This is a genomic window from Streptomyces sp. NBC_01525, from assembly GCF_045040405.1.
In the GTDB taxonomy this organism is placed as follows: Bacteria; Actinomycetota; Actinomycetes; order Streptomycetales; family Streptomycetaceae; genus Streptomyces; species Streptomyces benahoarensis.
Window position 1 is genome coordinate 76,420 of record NZ_CP109398.1, and the last position, 15,130, is coordinate 91,549.

A 15,130-nucleotide genomic window follows, 5' to 3' on the forward strand; every position below is an offset into this window, starting at 1 on the left:
CAGGTGCCGCGCGGGTGGTTCGTGAGCCCGCGGCGCCGCTCGATTACGAGTGTGGGCGCGGCGCTACGGGGGGCGGCCTTCTGCACGGCAGCATCAGCGGGGAGATGACACCCGCCGACGGCGGTCACTGGAGGCCGTAAGCAGTGGGGACAGCGGATCCGCTATGCAGCACCGGTGTGATCGTCACGGCGCTGGCGGGAGTCCCGCTGTGTGCAGACCCAGATGTACGGGTACTCTGACCCATGTCGCTGGCCTTTCCTTGAGTGTGGCTGGCGATGGCCGGGGTGGTACCCGGCAACGACCCCGCAGCGATCCCGGTATCCAGCCGGAGGAGCGGGGTCGCTCCATTTTTGTGGTTTGACTGGCTGTCAACACCAGCATGGTGATCAGCCGTATCAAGCACCCTACCGTCTGCGCTCATGCCTCATCCACCACCTGACGACGTGTCTGATGATCCGGCCACAGAGTCAGATTCGGTTGCTGAAAATACCGGAATTCGACCATCGGGAGTGGCTGCGATTTCCTTCCACGGTGGCGGGCCAGTGGACCACTTGAACCCCGGGGGGACGATTACCGGGTGAGTCTCACCGGTTTCGTAGTCCGGGAAATGGATGATTCGCGGGCCGTCGTAACCCGGCTCAGCCTCAACGTAGTAAACCGGCTCCTGAGACACGTGGCGAGGGACTTCCAACTCCTTCCGAGGCCGAGGACGGAACAGTCCGTCGCCAAGGGAGATAGCGGCGCGGAACGCCTCGACAGGATCCTCTCCGAGATCGAACCACTCGCCATGCAAGCGGTGTTCTGCGAAGTGGCGGTGTAGCGCAGTCTCAAGCTCGTGGCTGCCCGGGTGCGTAGCGAGGACCGAGAGTGGCAGTGGACAACCGGTTTGGAACCCCGCGAGACGCTTTTCTGGGTCCTTGCTACGGCCAATCTTCGCCGTCGAGGACCCAGGTGAGCCGATCAAGTAGACGTGTTCCGTCACGGGCGCTCCCTTCCCGCCCAGCATTTCCCCACCCGAATCCCCTCCGTCATCATGGCCGCGAGCCCAGGGCCCGGCCCGAATTCTCATGTGGTCGAAAGCTCCTGCACATGATCACGCACGGGTTTCGACAACCGCTTGTGATGTCACCATCGCTGTGCTGTAGGTGTGACTGCCCCCACAGTCACGATGCGAATTGCGGGGGCTCGCTCGCTCAGGTGTTGTCTACGAGAGATGTGGTCCATCGGAGGATGGTCGCGCCTCCGGTGATCTTGACGGCTACTTCGACGACCCGGTCGTCTGTCAGCGTCACGGTGCGCACGACCTGGCTGACCACCACATCACCAGCGGTGAGGCCCAGATGCTCCTTCTCCGCCCCCGTGGCCAGACGCGACGTCACTTCTTCCAGAACACGATCCTGGGCGTGACCGAGTCGTGCGGCTGCCAGCTCACGCGACCCTCCAGTGGAGACCGGTTCCGCCAGTTCCGGGGCTGCTGCGATCACGTAGGCCGGGTAGTAGGAGCTGCTGATGTGAACCGGCATGCCGCCGCGGCTGACAAGGCGCCGGCGTACATGAACTGGCGTTCCCGGTGCGACATCGAGGCGCGGGGCCACCAACTCGTCTGCGCCAACGGTTCCCACCTCCAGGATCCTCGATGACTCTCCCCCATCGAGGGCCTTCCCGGTGTTCTCGAACAGCTGGACTCGCGACCCGATGTTGTTGCTGATCGGGCCAGCAACAACCGTGCCCACGCCGGCCTTCGCGATGGTCAGACCTTCCATCTTGAGGGCGCGGTAGGCCCTGTTCGCAGTCGTTTGGGCCACGCCATAGCGCTCACAAACCTGCCTCAACGACGGCATGGTCTCGCCCGGACTCAGCGTTCCGTCTTGGATCTGCTTGCGATAGTTCGCGGCGATCTCTGCGTATCCGACTGTGTTGGACATCCCGGTCTCCCTCCGCGAGTGCACGCGCCGCACCGCGTTAGGTGCAGCTCTATACCTAGCAGAGTACGACACGTAAACCTCTAGCGCTACCACTGGCGCTAGAGGGCGCTAGTGGTCTACGTTGTGTTTGTCGCTCACAGCGGACCGGAGCCCCCGTGGATTTCTGGCTGCTGCCTTTGCTGCCATGAGGAAAGGACCACCGCACATGAACGCCACCGCTGCCCTCACCGCCCTGTACCTCGACTCCGCTGCCCGCCTGACCGGTCACGTCGCCGCTCTTCTCGCCGGGGACGACCACCCGCACCTCGACGTCCAGCATGACGACGTCACGCAGGAGGTGTGGTTGCGCGCCGCACAGCAGGACCCGCTGCCCGACTGGCTGTGGCTGGAGGAAGAGGTCACGCAGATCATCGAGGAGATGGTGGTTGTGGCGGTGGGGCGACAGGAAGAGCTGGTCGGCCCCCGCCGACTGTCCGAGGCCGCGGTGGTGGAGAATTTCACCGAGCCGATCCTCGACTCCCTCTCCTACCGACCGGCGGCTCGTACGACGGAGGACTTCCGGGCGGAGCACGGCGATCTCGCGGGGTGGAACTCCGTGGACTTTGAGGTGTTCGAGAACCTCGCCCGGATGCAGCCGAAGCCGAAGGCGGAGGTTATCGACTTCCGCCCCCTCCGACCGGCGGCATCGCTGGCGCGGCAGGCCCGGCACGCGCTGACCGCGCTCGCCCGCACCACCCCCGGCCGCCGCCGCCTCATCCGGGACTGCGCCGAGACGTACCTGTCCCAGGTCGAGCGCCGGGCGCTCCCCGTGGGCTACGACCAGCCGATCACCAGCGACGTAGCCAACCGCGTAGACGCCTACCGGATGCGCGGCGGGAGCCAGTTCGCCCGGATGCTCGGCGTCTCCTGCCGCCCGGCTAATGAGGACCTGCCCGCCACCGCCCGCGCGGTTATCGCCGCCCTCGACGCGCCCGTCGACGCACTCACTGCGGTAGCCATCCGCACCCAGGACCCTGCCGGGACCGCCGTGGCGTGGATCGTGGCCGGAGCCCTGACCGCGCAGGTCTCCGACGAGTTCGCCCACGGACTCGCCGCAGCCTGAACCACCCGCCGGGTCCGCACCGGACCCGGCTTTCCCACCCGGAACCGCCCGCGCGGCGGCGTCGGATGAGGGAGCCGGACCCGATCCGAGCCCCTACGCACCACCGCAGTAGTCGTCCGTCCTTCGGGACGGCCGGGGTAGTCCTCAGTCTCTGAGGGCGCGAGAGCTTCATCAAACTCCCCCGGAGCCTGACGGCCGCGACAACTGCGCGCACGTCGCAGCGCTGTGCGTTGTCTGTCCCGCGGGACGCCGACCTCATGCCGTGTGACCCGCAGGGCGGAGAGAGTACCGCCGCCCCCTCCCCACCACTCCAGTTCGCGAGGAGTTCGTATGCCTGTTTCCACCACGGAACCGACCGCTCGCACTGCCCGCCCCCGCCGGAGCCGGACACGCTCCCGCATCGTCAGCAGCCTCCCGGCACTCGTCCTCTCCACCCTCAAGCCCCACCAGTACGACCTGCGCCCCGCCTGTGCGTCGCTGACCTGCCCCGACTGCAAGACGGTGGTGCCGATCACCGGCCTCCAGACCAAGAGGCCCAAGCTCGTGTCGCACGACACCGGCCGAGCGGGCAAGGCCCCGGCCGTCCGCTGCCGGAGCAGCAATCGCCTGGTCACAGTCGACGTCACGGTACGGAAGTGGCAGGAACGCCTGGAGGACGGCAGCGTTGAAGCCGCCGCCCGCCGCGCCACCGCCGTGCGCCGCAAGCCGAAGACCCCGCCGACCCCGCCGCTCAGCCGCGTCGTCCCCGGCCCGCGTACCGCCGACGACGCCCACAAGGTGTACGTCACCCACCGCCGCCGCTGCACCGCCTGCTCCAAGCCCCGTGACCAGCACGGCAAGCTCCTCAAGCAAGCCCTCGACAAGCACGGCAATCTGCTCGCCTGCGCTGACGGTCGGCGTCTCGGACAGATCTACGTCGTGCTCCAGTGGCAGGACGCCGCACGCCGACGGGGCTCCGAGCTCGAAGAGCGGCTCGCGCAGTATGCGGAGCATGAGCGGGCCCGCAGCTTGCCCGTGCGGCGAGCCGCCGAGGTCGCCCGGTACGTACCCGCGGTCAACCGCGCGAATGAGCAGCGTGTGCGCGATGAGCTCGACGCCACGCTCCTTGAGCTGCAGGACCACAAGACCGGCCGGTACCGAAAGCTCGACCACTTCGAGCGTGCCGCACTCGACGCCAGGGTTGGCGCGCTGTTCGAAGTCCTGCGCCGCGAAGCCGCCCGCGCCTGACGGGCGGATACGAACTCTGAGAGGAACCGCCGATGAACTCCGCACCCTGGCCTGCGAACGTCCGTGCCCGTTACCTCACCGTCGGCGGCGCCACCGTCGACGTCCAAGACGGCTCCGCCACCAGCCTCGCGAAGGCGCTCTGCACCGGCTGCGCGGAGGAGAAGACGCCCTTCGACTACACAGGCCACTACCTGGACTGCGGGTTCAGCGTGGCGGCGGCCGAAGCCGAGGCCGAAGACGCCGCCCGGGAGGACTCCGCCCGCTGGGCCCAGACCCACGCCGAGCAGTGCCGCGCCATGCCCCGCCCGGACAGTCCCTGAGCACCACCGCCAGCAACAAGACCTCACTGCACCCCGGGGCCCCAAGCGCACAGCTTGGGGCCCCGACGGCTTATCTGACCAGGAGCGCCGAGATGACCGTCACCCCGCTGTCTGCTGCCCGCCGCGGTACCGGCCCGCGCCGCTACTCGCCGAAGGAGCACCTCTTCATCGGCCACCAGGAGCAGCTGCTCGCCCTGGTCCGGGATCAGCTGCCGGACGCCTCCGCGCAGACGGTTGAGGCGGTGGTCCAGGACGCTTGGACCGGTGCCGCCCTCCGTGGTCTCCTGCGTCTCGCCTCGGACGGGTCCCTGCCGACGAAGCTGGTGCGCGCCGCCGGTGAGGCCATCGGTCGGCGCGCGGCCCAGGACGCCGCCGAGCAGGAGGTGGTTGAGCTGCTCGGCCCCGACAAGGCCTGGCCGAACCACTGGCACCAGCTGCGCCGCGAGGGCGGGCGCCTCGCGCTCCTCCAGCGCGCTGTGCACGACATCGAGGCGGGCGCTGTGCAGCGGCCGCTCGCCACCGCCGCCTGACTTCCGGCTCGTACCAGCTGCCAGGTTCCGCGACCCCACCGGGGCCGCGGTTCCCGGCTGCTCGTCTGACAGCCGAAAAGGCGACAGCCCCGGCGACTTGGAACCCCCCGGGGCTGTCCAGGACCGAATCGAGGACCTGATGACCACCATCATGCACCACCCGCCCCGCCGCAAGACCCCCACCCGACCCCAGCACACCATTGCCCCCGACGCGCTGCTGCGCGATCTGCACCGTGAGGTCGCACACCGCATCGCCACCGACGACGCCCGCATCGTCACCCCGGCACCGCGCATGCTCGACGCGATGCGCGACCGCCTCCCCCTGCCCCTCCCCCGCGAGCCGCGTACCGGCCAGGAAACCTCCGGCACCGTGGCCTTGGCCGCGGACGACGCCTGCCCGCTCTGCGGATACTGGCGCTGCCACTGCGCCAAGCCGGCGGCGACCCGATGACACGACGCATCGACTCCCCCGGCTCCCTCCCGGCAACAGGCCGGGGCCGTGTGCAGCCTCAGCCCGCAGGGTTCGTGTGCCGGGAGGACGAGGTCGGACAGGCGACCTGCGGAGGGTGCGGATTCACGGTTGGCACCGTGAATGGCCGCTATGGCTGCCCTATCTGCGGCTATTCCAACTGACCGCACCTTCCAGGAGCCCGAATCCCTGACCTCATACGCCGCGCCCGCGCCGCCCAGTACCGGGCGGCGCGGGCGCTCCACTCGCTCGGCCTGCACCATTCCGCAGCCCGAGCCCTGCTCGCCGCCGCTGCCCGCGCGGCGCAGCGCGCCTCCGATGCCGGTCACTGGGTGCGCGACATCCATCCCTCTCGGCCGCCGGCCGACGACGGGCATCCCACTTCGCCGCAGCTGCCGCCCCACTCCTGATCGGGCCGGCCGCCGTGGTGCTCCTCCACCTCGTGTAGCCGCCGCCCTTCCCCCGGGAGCTGACATGACCTACCGCACCAGCCCGCTGACGTCCGCGGAGCGCCGGGACTACGACACCTGGTCCCCCCGCAGCGCCTGCCAGGGCAAGGACCCCGAGATGTTCTCCACACGGAGCCGCATCCCCGAGGCCAAGGCCGTCTGCGACACCTGCCCCGTCAGGCGCAGCTGCCTCTCCTGGGCCCTGGAGACCGACCAGACCGGCGGCGTCTGGGGCGGACTGGCCGAGCAGGAGCGCCTCCAGCTCCAGCTCCGCATCGCCGCCTAACCGGCCACCGCAGTTGACCGCCTCCGTTTCCCGAAGGAGTCCCACATGACCGCGTACCCGCCCCGCAGGCGTACTGCCGCCCAGCGCCGCCGCGCCGGTTCTCCGCGCCACACCCCCGCCTCGGACGACCGCGGCGCCGGGCTGCGGACTGCGGCCGAGTACGCCGCGCTGGCGGAGACCGCCATGCACCAGGCGCGGTACGGCACCGAGCCCCGCGAGTCCCGTCGGGACCTAGTCCAGGAGGCCCAGGTCTGGGCCGCGCTCGCGCAGGCCGCGGCCATCACCGAGGGCGCCGCGAGGTCGAAGGCCTTCGACTACGCCCCCGCCTGACCACCCGCACCGGCCATCACCCACTTCGTCTTCTCGGAGGACCGCATGACGACCACCCGCACCCTCACCCAGCGCCTCGACGACTCCGGCCTGCCCCACCGCGCAGCCACCGCCCCGCTGTTGCCGAAGCCGACCACGGCGTCGCCGCAGAGCGACCCGAGCCGCTACCACCACCCCCACTTCCTCGGCTCCGAGCCCGGCTGGCATGTCTCCATCCGCTACTACTTCACGCCATTCACTGGCCGCGAGCGCCGCCCGGCAGTGCCCGACGCCGCCTTCGCCGACCGCACCCTCACCAGCTCGCAGCGCTGCGAGCTGGTGGAGCAGTACCGGGAGGCGGAGGCCCTGTGGTCCATGGCGCACCTTCGCGTGGAGGCGCGCGCCGCTCTGGGCCTGGCCGACGAGCGGTGGCAGCGACTGCTGATCGCCCGCGAGGCGCTCAACGCCGCCTTCCAGGCCCTCTTCCGCACGTCAGATGGCCGGTGGAAGGCGGCCCTCTTGCGTCTGACCTTCGCGGAAGCGGCGACGCGAGTGGCCGCCAAGGCGTGGGACCAGGTGGCCGGACAGCTCGCGCAGCTGGCCGCCGACCAGGTCCGCGTCGCCGGCGGGCACCGTGAGCTGCCCATCACCACGGTCGCCCGGGAGATCGGTCTGGACGCCAGTGCCTGGCGTATCGGCCTGGCCGAGGACTACCAGCCGCGCCCCGACGCCGGTTGGCAGTCGCCTGCGCTGGGCGAGGTGACGCGGGTGATCGCCGAGCAGCGCCTCCACATCCACGAGGCCGCCAACCTCCACGAGGTCATCCGGGGGCGCGATGAGCAGGTCACCGAAGCCCTGACATCCACCATTTGAAAGTGAGTCCTCACGGTGCGTTTCCTCAACCTGCTCGGCATGGTCGGCAGCCTGCTGATCGTCGTCTGCGCGCTGGTCACCGGCCATCTCTAGCCCACTCATAGCTGTCGGCCGATCCCACGGTGAGCGCCCCGGCGCCGCCCCGGCAAGAGCGTCGACACCTACCTCCCGCAACCCGGCAGCCACGTGCATCGCGCCTGCTGCCACCGCCTGGACTGACTGCCTGCTGGCCGTCACCACCACCCGAAATGAGGCCCACATGCCCACGAACATCGCCCCCGCCACCACCGCCGTGTTCACCGACGCGACGCTGGACACGGCCGCCGCACTCGCCGCCGACGCCTACCGGCCGGTGTGGACCGGCCCCTCCGGCGAGGAGTCCTCCAGCGAAACCGTCGCCCGCCATCTGGAGGCCACCATCGCCCTCCTGAACCAGGAGGGCTGGGTCCGCACCTACGCCCAGAACACGCAGAAGCCGACCGATGAGGACCTCGTCGACGACGACTCCATGACGATCAAGCAGATGGTCCGGGCCCTGCTGCGCATCGTGCGTGCCGAGATCGGCGACCCCCTGCAGCCGACCCTGCCCCTCGCCCTGAACCGCATCGGCGTGGACGGCATCCACGGCGACATGGACACCGTCCACGTGTCGCTCCGCGTGCTGGACCTGATCATCCGGGCCCACACCGGATCGGACTCCGCCTCCGCCACGTTGTGGGCGGAGCGGCAGCACCGCACCCACGCGGACGTCACCGCCCTGCTGACCGCCGCCGCGAGCTTCGCCCGTACCTACGGTCCCGCCGCGCGAGCGGCGGCCTGACGACCGCCCGCACCTCATACACAACGGCCCGCCGAGCCCCCAGCATCAGCACTGCCGGGGCCCCGGCGGGCCTGTTCATGACCCTACCGGCCGACCTCCCCCGGCCGCGGCGACCTCCGAAACGAGGCGCCCAAATGTACGAGAGGACCTCCCCGTGGCCCCCAAGACCGCCACGCGCCGCAAGCGCAAGGCCGCCGCCTCGGCGGCGAAGGCCCGCGCCACCAGGCCCGCCCTGGCGGCGACGAAGCTGGCCGCCCCCGACGCCGCCCCCACCCCTGCAGTGTTTCCGCAGGCCGATCCGGTCCTCGCCGACGCCGCCGACCGCGCCGCCGACGTCCACGACCTGGCGGCCGACTACCTGATCGCCGACGGCCAGACCCGCGCCAACGAACTGCTGGACGCAGCCCGCTCCCAGGCCGCCGCGATCACGGACGCGGCCACCACCGAGCAGACCCGCCTCCTCACCGACGCCCGCACCGAAGCCGACCAGCTCCGCACCACCGCCGCGGCGTCCGCGGCCACCGACGCCGAGCAGACCCGCGCCAACGCCGAAGCCGCCGCACAGCAGCTGCTCGCCGACGCGCGCACCGAGGCCGACGCCGCCACCGAGGCAGCTGCCGGCCGGGCCGAGAAGATCCTCGCCGATGCCGAAGCTGAGGCGGAGCAGCGGCTCGCTGCCGCCCGTACCGAGGCCGAAGCCCTCACCACCGAGGCACGCGCGGCGGGCGAGGAAGTCCGTCGCACAGCCGATGAGGAAGCGGTCCAGGTTCGCGCCGACAGTGAAGCTGCCGCGAAGCGGACCCGCGCCGAGGCCGAAGCCGCCGCGGAGAAGCTGATCGCCGACGCGCGCATCGAGGCGGACGCCGTCATCAAGGCGGCTGCCGACCGGGCCGAGAAGGCCGTCACGGATGCCGCAGAGGCCGCGGAGCAGCTGCTCGTCGACGCGCGCCGCCAGACCGACACGCTCGTCGCCGACGCGCAGAAGACGGCCGACGCACTCCGGGCCACCGCAGACCAGGACGCCGACTCGATCCGTACGGACGCCGAGGCCGAGCGCACCGAGCTGCTGACCGCAGCCGAGCGAACTGCGGACGAGACCCGCAGCAGCGCCACTCGCGATGCCGACGAGGTCCTGCGGCAGGCCCGAGTGGAGACCGACCGTCTGAATGCCGAAGCGCAGCAGGCCGCCGCCGCACTGCATGCCGAGGCCAACCAGGAGGCCGAGGAGACCCGCACGCGGGCACGGGCCGAGGCACGAGAGCTGCGAGAGGCTGCTGAGCAGGAAGCGCAGGAAGAGCGCGAGCAGCTCCTCAGCACGGCCCGCAGCGAAGCTGACCGCCTCCGCTCCCGCGCCGAAACCGACGCCACGCAGCTGCGCCGCGCCGGCGAGGACGACAAGTCCGCAGCGCAGACCGAGGCCGAGGTCCTCAAGGAAGAGGCGGCCCGGCTGAGGAAGTCGGCGCAGGAGGAGAACGCCAAGGTCGCGGCTGCCCGTGCGGAGGTTGACAAGCTCCGTGCCGCTGCTGCCGAGGCGATGCACAAGGCGACCAACCGCACCGAGCAGAAGATCGCCCGCAAGGAGCTCAAGCGCAGCGCCCGCAACCGCCGGCGCGAAGAGGAGGACGCGCGGAAGGTCAAGCAGCGTGAGGACGCGGCCGCCCGTAAGGCCAAGGGCCGCGCCGGCCGCCCCACCCTCGCCGACCGCCTGGCGAAGGTGGGCACCTGGTTCAAGAAGCTGAGCGCGGATCAGGCCCGCCGGGTTCTGGTCGCCGGGCCGATCCTCGCCCCGATGGCCGTGGCCTGGTGGTCGCAGATGGACTACGCCAAGACCACCTTCCATTGGTGGACGGTCTTCGCCATCGGCTTCGCGGCCGCCTGGGAACTCACCACCGCCTTCACCGGCTGGATGTACCACCAGGCCCGCAAGGCAGGCGACGCCGGCCTCATCTACCGGGTCTTCACCTGGATCTTCGCCAGCGGCGCCGCCGCCATGAACTACGCCCACCACTGCGGCCCCAACGGCGCGCCGACGCAGTCCGCCATCGCTTTCGCGACGATGTCCATCGTCGGCATGACCCTGTGGGAGCTGTACGCCTCCCTCCTGCACCGCAAGGCACTGCGGGCCAAGGGGCTGGCCGCGAAGGCCCGACCGCGCATCGGCCTCATCCGCTGGGTCCGCTACACCAAGCACTCGTGGACCGCCTGGTCCCTCACCATCACCGACGCCTCCTTGACCACCCTGGAGGCAGCCTGGACCGCGGCCGGTCCCGTCCTCGAAGACCGGACCGCGGTCCGGGAAGGCCGGACCCTGCACCGCGTGGTCATCCCCCGCCTACGGACCGACGACCACGGTCCGGCCGCCATCCCCGCCGTCCTCACCCTCACCCGGACCGACCGCCCCGGACCGGCCTTCCCGGCCCGACCGGTGCTCACGGACCGCTCCGGTCCGCACGCGGTAGAGGCGGACCACGACGGTCCGAGCCACGCGGCCCCGGTCCATGACGCGGTCCGGCCTGCTCTCGGACCGGACCGCCCGACCGGTCCGAGTCGGGAACTGTCTTCCGGTCCGGACCGGAAGACAGGCGCCGACCAGCGCCGATCCGTCGGACCGGACCAGGCCGGACCGGACCAGCCCAGCCACCAGGCCTCAGGCGCGCAGCAGAACGTCGCGGTCCCCACCGGCACGCTCCACGACACCGGCGGACCTGCCCTCGCGGACCGGACCGCCAAAGACACCACGGACCGGACTGCGAAGCAGGCGCCCGTGGGCCGCGAGAAGGGCTCCGGTCCGGACCGCGGACCGGCCGCCGGACCAGAGCAGACCGTCATCACACTCACGCCCCAGGAACGCGAAGCCCTGGACCGGCTGCGGTCCGAACGTCGACCGGTCAATCGCGACAACCTCGCCAAGACGGTCCGGTCCATGGGCGGCTCCATCGCGACGAACCGCGCCGGTCAGATCTCCGTCGCACTCCGGCAGCACGCGATCCGCTGACCGACCGAGGCCACACACCCCACCGCTACCCGCTTAGCCCAGCACACCGATGAAGGAGTTCTCGTGGCCGAGTCCCGCGTCCGCATCAACCTCACCGGCAAGGCCCCCAAGGAGCAGCCGCAGGAGGAGAAGCCCACCGAGCAGCCGCCGCAGTCCCGCGTGCGGATCAACCTCACCGGCAAGCGCCGCTGAGCGGCGCCGCTCAGCGAACAACGGAGGTCCCGGCCTGTTCGGCCGGGACCTCCGCCTTCTCCGGACGGCCGCTTGCTGCCAGGCGCCGGCCGTCCGAACCCGTCCCGAACGAGACAGGAGCACAGCATGACACCGCACCCCGACCTGCAGGCGCCCGCCCTCAACACCTCGCTGCGAGGTGAGCGTTGATGGCGCTCTTCGGCTTGATCGGCAACGACCGCGAGATGGCTGCCACGACCTACAGCGGCCGCGAATCCGCCTCCGACGAGGCTGCCCGGAAGCGCCGCGAGGGGCACCAGCGCAACGCGACGGCCACCTACCGCGAGGGTCAAAAGTGGGAGGACGACGAGCGCGAGCGCCAGGACGGCCGCGGTCGGCGACGCCGATAACCCGACTGCGGCAACGCCCCTCAGCCCCCGAAAAACATGACGCAAAGTAGCGACACTTCGGTGGATTGATCCGTCTGCGATCCGTCGCTGATCTGTGGCCGATCCGTCCCTTGGACAGGTCAGCCACAGATCAGCATCAGATCCCAAAACCGATCACTACCTGCGAAGACAGGTCAGGCGGATCAGATTCACCTGCCCCCGGGCCGGCACCGGTTCCCCCGGGAATGAGGCCCCGCGCACCTTCGTCCGACCGCCACGCGCCACCCTCCCCGAGTAGCTACTCATTGTGAGAATCGGCGACTTCGTCAGTCGCTCCCCCGCTTGCTTCACCGGCTCTCCAGACGCCGGTTGACGGGCCCCAGCTCATCCACGCGCCTGCCCCGCCGGCGCGCCGCCCGCGGCCTTCCCCCTTCCAAGGAGCTTTCGTGCTGCTCGCCTGTCTGTACCTCCGCCGCCCACGCCGTCTGCGCCATCTCCGGCGTCTGGCCGAGGCCGCCCCCACGGCCCCCCGCACCCGAACCCGCCTGCCCGCCCCGACCGCCACGTCATGGCCGCCAACCGCCAGCCCCACCACAACGGCTGAGCCGGACCGCCACGAGCGGGCGGTCCACGGCTGGCTGCACCACGACCAATACGGCCAGCCCGCCCCCGCCCCCGGCGCGGGCCACGAACACACCGAGGTCCCGCGATGAGCACCTGCAGGAAGGCCCCGTCGCCTGTGTCGGAGCCCGCCCCGCGGCCGAAGCCCGAGCCCGTCCCGGCGCCTGAGCGCGAGGCACCTACCACCCCCGAACCGGAGCGGCGGTTGAGTGCGGCGAGCCCGGCGGTGGGCGTCTGCACCCTGAGGGGCCGACATGTGTGACCTGGACTGGGTCTGCGTCGCGCTGGGCGTGTTCGTGGCGTTCACGCCGACCTCGACCCGCCGGGCCCTGTGCGCCCACCCCTTCGCCCTCGGCATCACCGTCGGCTCCCTCGGCCTCGGTGTGTACGCCCTCGCGCATCTCCTCGGAGCCCCCCATGTCTGACCCCCTGTCGCCCTCGGCCTCACCCCGGAACATCACACCTAGCGCGATCACCCCGCCGCCGCCCGCGGCCGGGCCGCACGTCCCGCCGCAGCCACCGCGCCCCCGGCCGGTCCCTCCGCCTTGGGCCACCACCGCTTGGCCGTCCACGAGGCACCCTGCCGCCCCAGCCGGGCCGGAGCTGGGTGCCCGCGGCCAGCTCCACCACGACCCATTCGACCACCCCGCCCCCGGCGCGGGCCACGAACACACCGAGGTCCTGCGATGAGCACCACACACCTCTCCAGCGCCGACCACGATCAGCCCACCGAGGTGGACACCTCAGGTGAACTCGGCCGAGGAAAAACCGAGGGTACGGAGTCCGGGCCTCCTTCGTCGTCTTCCGGGGGGCTGCCCGCCCCCCTCATCATCGACCTCGCCACCGAAGGGGAATTCCTCACCGACGACGAACCCACGGGCCCGCCTCCGCCGCCGTCCGGGCCGCCCGCCGCGCCGCCCGCCGCGCCGTCGCCGCCCCCGCCTCCTCCGCCGGGTGGCGGGATGGCGCCGCCCGGCGGCCCGGCCACCTACGTGACCAACAACCACTACTACCCGGCCGCACCCGCGGCGCAGGCCCCGCCGAAGTTCACCTTCGCCCGCCTCAAACCGGTCAAGAACGGCAGCGCCCTGATCGGCGGGCTCATCCTGCTCCAGCCGACCAGCCAGTTCCTGCACGTCACCGGCGACGAGCCCGGCATGATGATCGCCCTCCTCGTCGCCGCCGGTCTCCTGGAGCTGCTGCGCCTGGCCCGCCGCCGTGAGTGGGTGATCCGTGCCTGGCTGATCCGGGCCGTGACGTTCGACGTCCTCGCCGCCAGCGTCTCCACGGGCGCCGGGCTGCACCTGTTCGGCTACCTGGTCGCAGGGGTGTGGAAGTGAACGACGTCATGCTCTTCAGCGGCCTCGCAGGAACAGTCCTGCTGGCGTGGCTGTGGCTGAGGGCCGGCCACTCACCGCCGCGGGTCCTGATCGATGGATTCCTGGTCGGTTTGTTCGTCTGCCTGTGCTCGTACAGCCTGCTCGGCGACGATGCCCAACTTCTGATCCACGGCGCCGTCGAGAGCTTCAGCACTCTGACCTTGAAGCTGTGCGGAGCGGTGCGATGACGCCTGCACAGCTCTCGCTCGGCGGCCTCGCCCTGGCTGTCATCGTGCTGGTCTTCACCCTCGTCCGCTGGTGGCGCAACGGCCACCCCGCCCCCTCGGCCGCGGCCTTGGCCGGGGGACTGCTCATCGGCCTGCTCGGTGCCCTGTGCTCCGGCGGCCTGCTCGGCCTCGCCTCCCACCTCCTGGTCACCCGCGTCACCAACCCCCTCGGCAACAAGATTTCCGGCGGCGGAAGTGCCTGGCTGCTGCCCCACGTCGCCCCCGCCACCGGCCTGACGCCGGGGGGCGCCGTCACCACCGTCGTGCTTCTCGGCGCGGTGATCCTCGCCTGGATCTGCTGCGACAACGACCTGCGCCGAAAGATCACCGCCGGAGCGGTCGTCGGCACCGCCGCCGGACTGATCGGCGCCGTCTCCGGTCTGGCCGCGGCCACGCTCATCCCCGCCGCCAACGCCCTCGGCGACCACATCACCGCCTCCCTGCCCTTCCAGTAACCCACCCCTCTTTCACACACTGCCGGAGCCCTGATGAACATCCCCGCGACCGCACTGACCATCGGCGGCCTCTTCGTCGGCCTCGCCATCCCCCTGTGGCACCTCACCCGATTCGTGATCGTCCACATCAAGAAGCGCAGCCAGATCCTCGCAGGCGCCAAGGACCTCATCCCCCTCGCCGCCGGCATTGGCTACGGCGGCCTGGCCACCGCCACCACCTCCGGCCTTATCGGCGGCCTGACCGGTGGCATCACCTGGTTCGGCAACGCTGCCGGGTCCCTGGCCATGTGGGGCGCCACCGGCGGCAACGCCCTGCTGTCCGCCCGCAGCAACACCGCCAGCCTCACCGGCATGGGCAACCTCGTCCTGATGCTGGTCACCGTGGCCGTGCTCAGCGCGTGGTTTGTCATTCCGGCCAAGGCCAAGCCCGGCATGTTCCAGGGCCTGATCTCCGGTGTCCTGCTCGGCCTGTCCGCCACCCTCGGCGGCGCCTTCGCCGAATACGTCATCCCTACCGCCAACTCCGCGGGCGCCTCCCTCGTCGGCAGCATCGCCTGACCGTCCGGGCGTCTCCGGTCGCCCA

At 70.9% G+C, this 15,130-nt stretch carries 19 protein-coding genes; 17 read left to right on the forward strand and 2 right to left on the reverse strand.

Annotation, left to right across the window (positions count from 1 at the left end; genetic code table 11):
* Nucleotides 1-424 precede the first annotated feature (424 nt).
* Complete coding sequence (locus OG422_RS31205) at nucleotides 425-1,069, reverse strand: GIY-YIG nuclease family protein (protein ID WP_331759887.1); 645 nt, start codon at nucleotides 1,067-1,069, stop codon at nucleotides 425-427.
* A 124-nt stretch (nucleotides 1,070-1,193) separates the two neighbouring features.
* Nucleotides 1,194-1,925, reverse strand: a complete 732-nt coding sequence (locus OG422_RS31210; protein WP_331759888.1) for a GntR family transcriptional regulator — start codon at nucleotides 1,923-1,925, stop codon at nucleotides 1,194-1,196.
* Nucleotides 1,926-2,130: 205 nt separating this feature from the next.
* Here OG422_RS31210 and OG422_RS31215 point away from each other — a divergent pair, with 205 nt between their 5' ends.
* The 17 genes from OG422_RS31215 to OG422_RS31295 all read left to right on the forward strand — a co-directional run bounded on the left by OG422_RS31215 (nucleotide 2,131) and on the right by OG422_RS31295 (nucleotide 15,105).
* Nucleotides 2,131-3,027 (forward strand): hypothetical protein, encoded by an 897-nt coding sequence (locus OG422_RS31215; RefSeq protein ID WP_331759889.1) that lies wholly within the window; start codon nucleotides 2,131-2,133, stop codon nucleotides 3,025-3,027.
* A 330-nt stretch (nucleotides 3,028-3,357) separates the two neighbouring features.
* Entirely contained in the window at nucleotides 3,358-4,254 is an 897-nt protein-coding gene (locus tag OG422_RS31220; protein WP_331759890.1) for a hypothetical protein, read from the forward strand.
* A 32-nt stretch (nucleotides 4,255-4,286) separates the two neighbouring features.
* Entirely contained in the window at nucleotides 4,287-4,574 is a 288-nt protein-coding gene (locus tag OG422_RS31225; protein WP_331759892.1) for a hypothetical protein, read from the forward strand.
* 92 nt (nucleotides 4,575-4,666) lie between these two features.
* Nucleotides 4,667-5,104 (forward strand): hypothetical protein, encoded by a 438-nt coding sequence (locus OG422_RS31230; protein ID WP_331759894.1) that lies wholly within the window; start codon nucleotides 4,667-4,669, stop codon nucleotides 5,102-5,104.
* Between the two features lie 139 nt (nucleotides 5,105-5,243).
* A complete protein-coding gene (locus tag OG422_RS31235; RefSeq protein WP_331759895.1) occupies nucleotides 5,244-5,555 on the forward strand; it encodes a hypothetical protein in 312 nt (103 codons plus the stop codon).
* 492 nt (nucleotides 5,556-6,047) lie between these two features.
* Complete coding sequence (locus tag OG422_RS31240) at nucleotides 6,048-6,308, forward strand: WhiB family transcriptional regulator (RefSeq protein ID WP_331759897.1); 261 nt, start codon at nucleotides 6,048-6,050, stop codon at nucleotides 6,306-6,308.
* Nucleotides 6,309-6,353: 45 nt separating this feature from the next.
* Complete coding sequence (locus OG422_RS31245; protein ID WP_331759899.1) at nucleotides 6,354-6,638, forward strand: hypothetical protein; 285 nt, start codon at nucleotides 6,354-6,356, stop codon at nucleotides 6,636-6,638.
* 45 nt (nucleotides 6,639-6,683) lie between these two features.
* Nucleotides 6,684-7,490 carry a hypothetical protein gene (locus OG422_RS31250; protein ID WP_331759902.1) on the forward strand — a complete coding sequence of 269 codons (807 nt, stop codon included), beginning with the start codon at nucleotides 6,684-6,686 and terminating at the stop codon, nucleotides 7,488-7,490.
* 259 nt (nucleotides 7,491-7,749) lie between these two features.
* A complete protein-coding gene (locus OG422_RS31255) occupies nucleotides 7,750-8,310 on the forward strand; it encodes a hypothetical protein (protein ID WP_331759904.1) in 561 nt (186 codons plus the stop codon).
* A gap of 154 nt (nucleotides 8,311-8,464) precedes the next feature.
* The gene (locus tag OG422_RS31260; RefSeq protein WP_331759906.1) at nucleotides 8,465-11,305 is read left to right on the forward strand and encodes a hypothetical protein; all 2,841 of its coding nucleotides are present in this window, start codon (nucleotides 8,465-8,467) and stop codon (nucleotides 11,303-11,305) included.
* Nucleotides 11,306-11,368: 63 nt separating this feature from the next.
* On the forward strand, nucleotides 11,369-11,497 hold the full coding sequence (locus tag OG422_RS31265; RefSeq protein ID WP_331759908.1) for a hypothetical protein: 129 nt from the start codon (nucleotides 11,369-11,371) through the stop codon (nucleotides 11,495-11,497).
* Nucleotides 11,498-11,685: 188 nt separating this feature from the next.
* On the forward strand, nucleotides 11,686-11,886 hold the full coding sequence (locus OG422_RS31270; protein ID WP_331759910.1) for a hypothetical protein: 201 nt from the start codon (nucleotides 11,686-11,688) through the stop codon (nucleotides 11,884-11,886).
* Nucleotides 11,887-12,740: 854 nt separating this feature from the next.
* The gene (locus OG422_RS31275) at nucleotides 12,741-12,911 is read left to right on the forward strand and encodes a hypothetical protein (RefSeq protein WP_331759912.1); all 171 of its coding nucleotides are present in this window, start codon (nucleotides 12,741-12,743) and stop codon (nucleotides 12,909-12,911) included.
* 261 nt (nucleotides 12,912-13,172) lie between these two features.
* A complete protein-coding gene (locus OG422_RS31280; RefSeq protein ID WP_331759914.1) occupies nucleotides 13,173-13,826 on the forward strand; it encodes a hypothetical protein in 654 nt (217 codons plus the stop codon).
* The gene (locus OG422_RS31285; RefSeq protein ID WP_405748160.1) at nucleotides 13,823-14,053 is read left to right on the forward strand and encodes a hypothetical protein; all 231 of its coding nucleotides are present in this window, start codon (nucleotides 13,823-13,825) and stop codon (nucleotides 14,051-14,053) included. The genes OG422_RS31280 and OG422_RS31285 overlap by 4 nt, the downstream gene beginning before the upstream one ends.
* A complete protein-coding gene (locus tag OG422_RS31290; protein WP_331759918.1) occupies nucleotides 14,050-14,547 on the forward strand; it encodes a hypothetical protein in 498 nt (165 codons plus the stop codon). The genes OG422_RS31285 and OG422_RS31290 overlap by 4 nt, the downstream gene beginning before the upstream one ends.
* Before the next feature lie 33 nt (nucleotides 14,548-14,580).
* Nucleotides 14,581-15,105, forward strand: a complete 525-nt coding sequence (locus tag OG422_RS31295) for a hypothetical protein (protein ID WP_331759920.1) — start codon at nucleotides 14,581-14,583, stop codon at nucleotides 15,103-15,105.
* The last annotated feature ends 25 nt before the right edge of the window (nucleotides 15,106-15,130 follow it).

What these genes read in the sequence shown, in the direction of transcription:
- OG422_RS31245 (WP_331759899.1), top strand. Translation starts at nt 6,354, where the DNA reads ATGACCGCGTACCCGCCCCGCAGGCGTACTGCCGCCCAGCGCCGCCGC.
- OG422_RS31290 (WP_331759918.1), top strand. Translation starts at nt 14,050, where the DNA reads ATGACGCCTGCACAGCTCTCGCTCGGCGGCCTCGCCCTGGCTGTCATC.
- OG422_RS31230 (WP_331759894.1), top strand. Translation starts at nt 4,667, where the DNA reads ATGACCGTCACCCCGCTGTCTGCTGCCCGCCGCGGTACCGGCCCGCGC.
- OG422_RS31295 (WP_331759920.1), top strand. Translation starts at nt 14,581, where the DNA reads ATGAACATCCCCGCGACCGCACTGACCATCGGCGGCCTCTTCGTCGGC.
- OG422_RS31275 (WP_331759912.1), top strand. Translation starts at nt 12,741, where the DNA reads ATGTGTGACCTGGACTGGGTCTGCGTCGCGCTGGGCGTGTTCGTGGCG.
- OG422_RS31215 (WP_331759889.1), top strand. Translation starts at nt 2,131, where the DNA reads ATGAACGCCACCGCTGCCCTCACCGCCCTGTACCTCGACTCCGCTGCC.
- OG422_RS31220 (WP_331759890.1), top strand. Translation starts at nt 3,358, where the DNA reads ATGCCTGTTTCCACCACGGAACCGACCGCTCGCACTGCCCGCCCCCGC.
- OG422_RS31280 (WP_331759914.1), top strand. Translation starts at nt 13,173, where the DNA reads ATGAGCACCACACACCTCTCCAGCGCCGACCACGATCAGCCCACCGAG.
- OG422_RS31210 (WP_331759888.1), bottom strand. Translation starts at nt 1,925, where the DNA reads ATGTCCAACACAGTCGGATACGCAGAGATCGCCGCGAACTATCGCAAG.
- OG422_RS31205 (WP_331759887.1), bottom strand. Translation starts at nt 1,069, where the DNA reads ATGAGAATTCGGGCCGGGCCCTGGGCTCGCGGCCATGATGACGGAGGG.
- OG422_RS31255 (WP_331759904.1), top strand. Translation starts at nt 7,750, where the DNA reads ATGCCCACGAACATCGCCCCCGCCACCACCGCCGTGTTCACCGACGCG.
- OG422_RS31240 (WP_331759897.1), top strand. Translation starts at nt 6,048, where the DNA reads ATGACCTACCGCACCAGCCCGCTGACGTCCGCGGAGCGCCGGGACTAC.
- OG422_RS31270 (WP_331759910.1), top strand. Translation starts at nt 11,686, where the DNA reads ATGGCGCTCTTCGGCTTGATCGGCAACGACCGCGAGATGGCTGCCACG.
- OG422_RS31235 (WP_331759895.1), top strand. Translation starts at nt 5,244, where the DNA reads ATGACCACCATCATGCACCACCCGCCCCGCCGCAAGACCCCCACCCGA.
- OG422_RS31250 (WP_331759902.1), top strand. Translation starts at nt 6,684, where the DNA reads ATGACGACCACCCGCACCCTCACCCAGCGCCTCGACGACTCCGGCCTG.
- OG422_RS31225 (WP_331759892.1), top strand. Translation starts at nt 4,287, where the DNA reads ATGAACTCCGCACCCTGGCCTGCGAACGTCCGTGCCCGTTACCTCACC.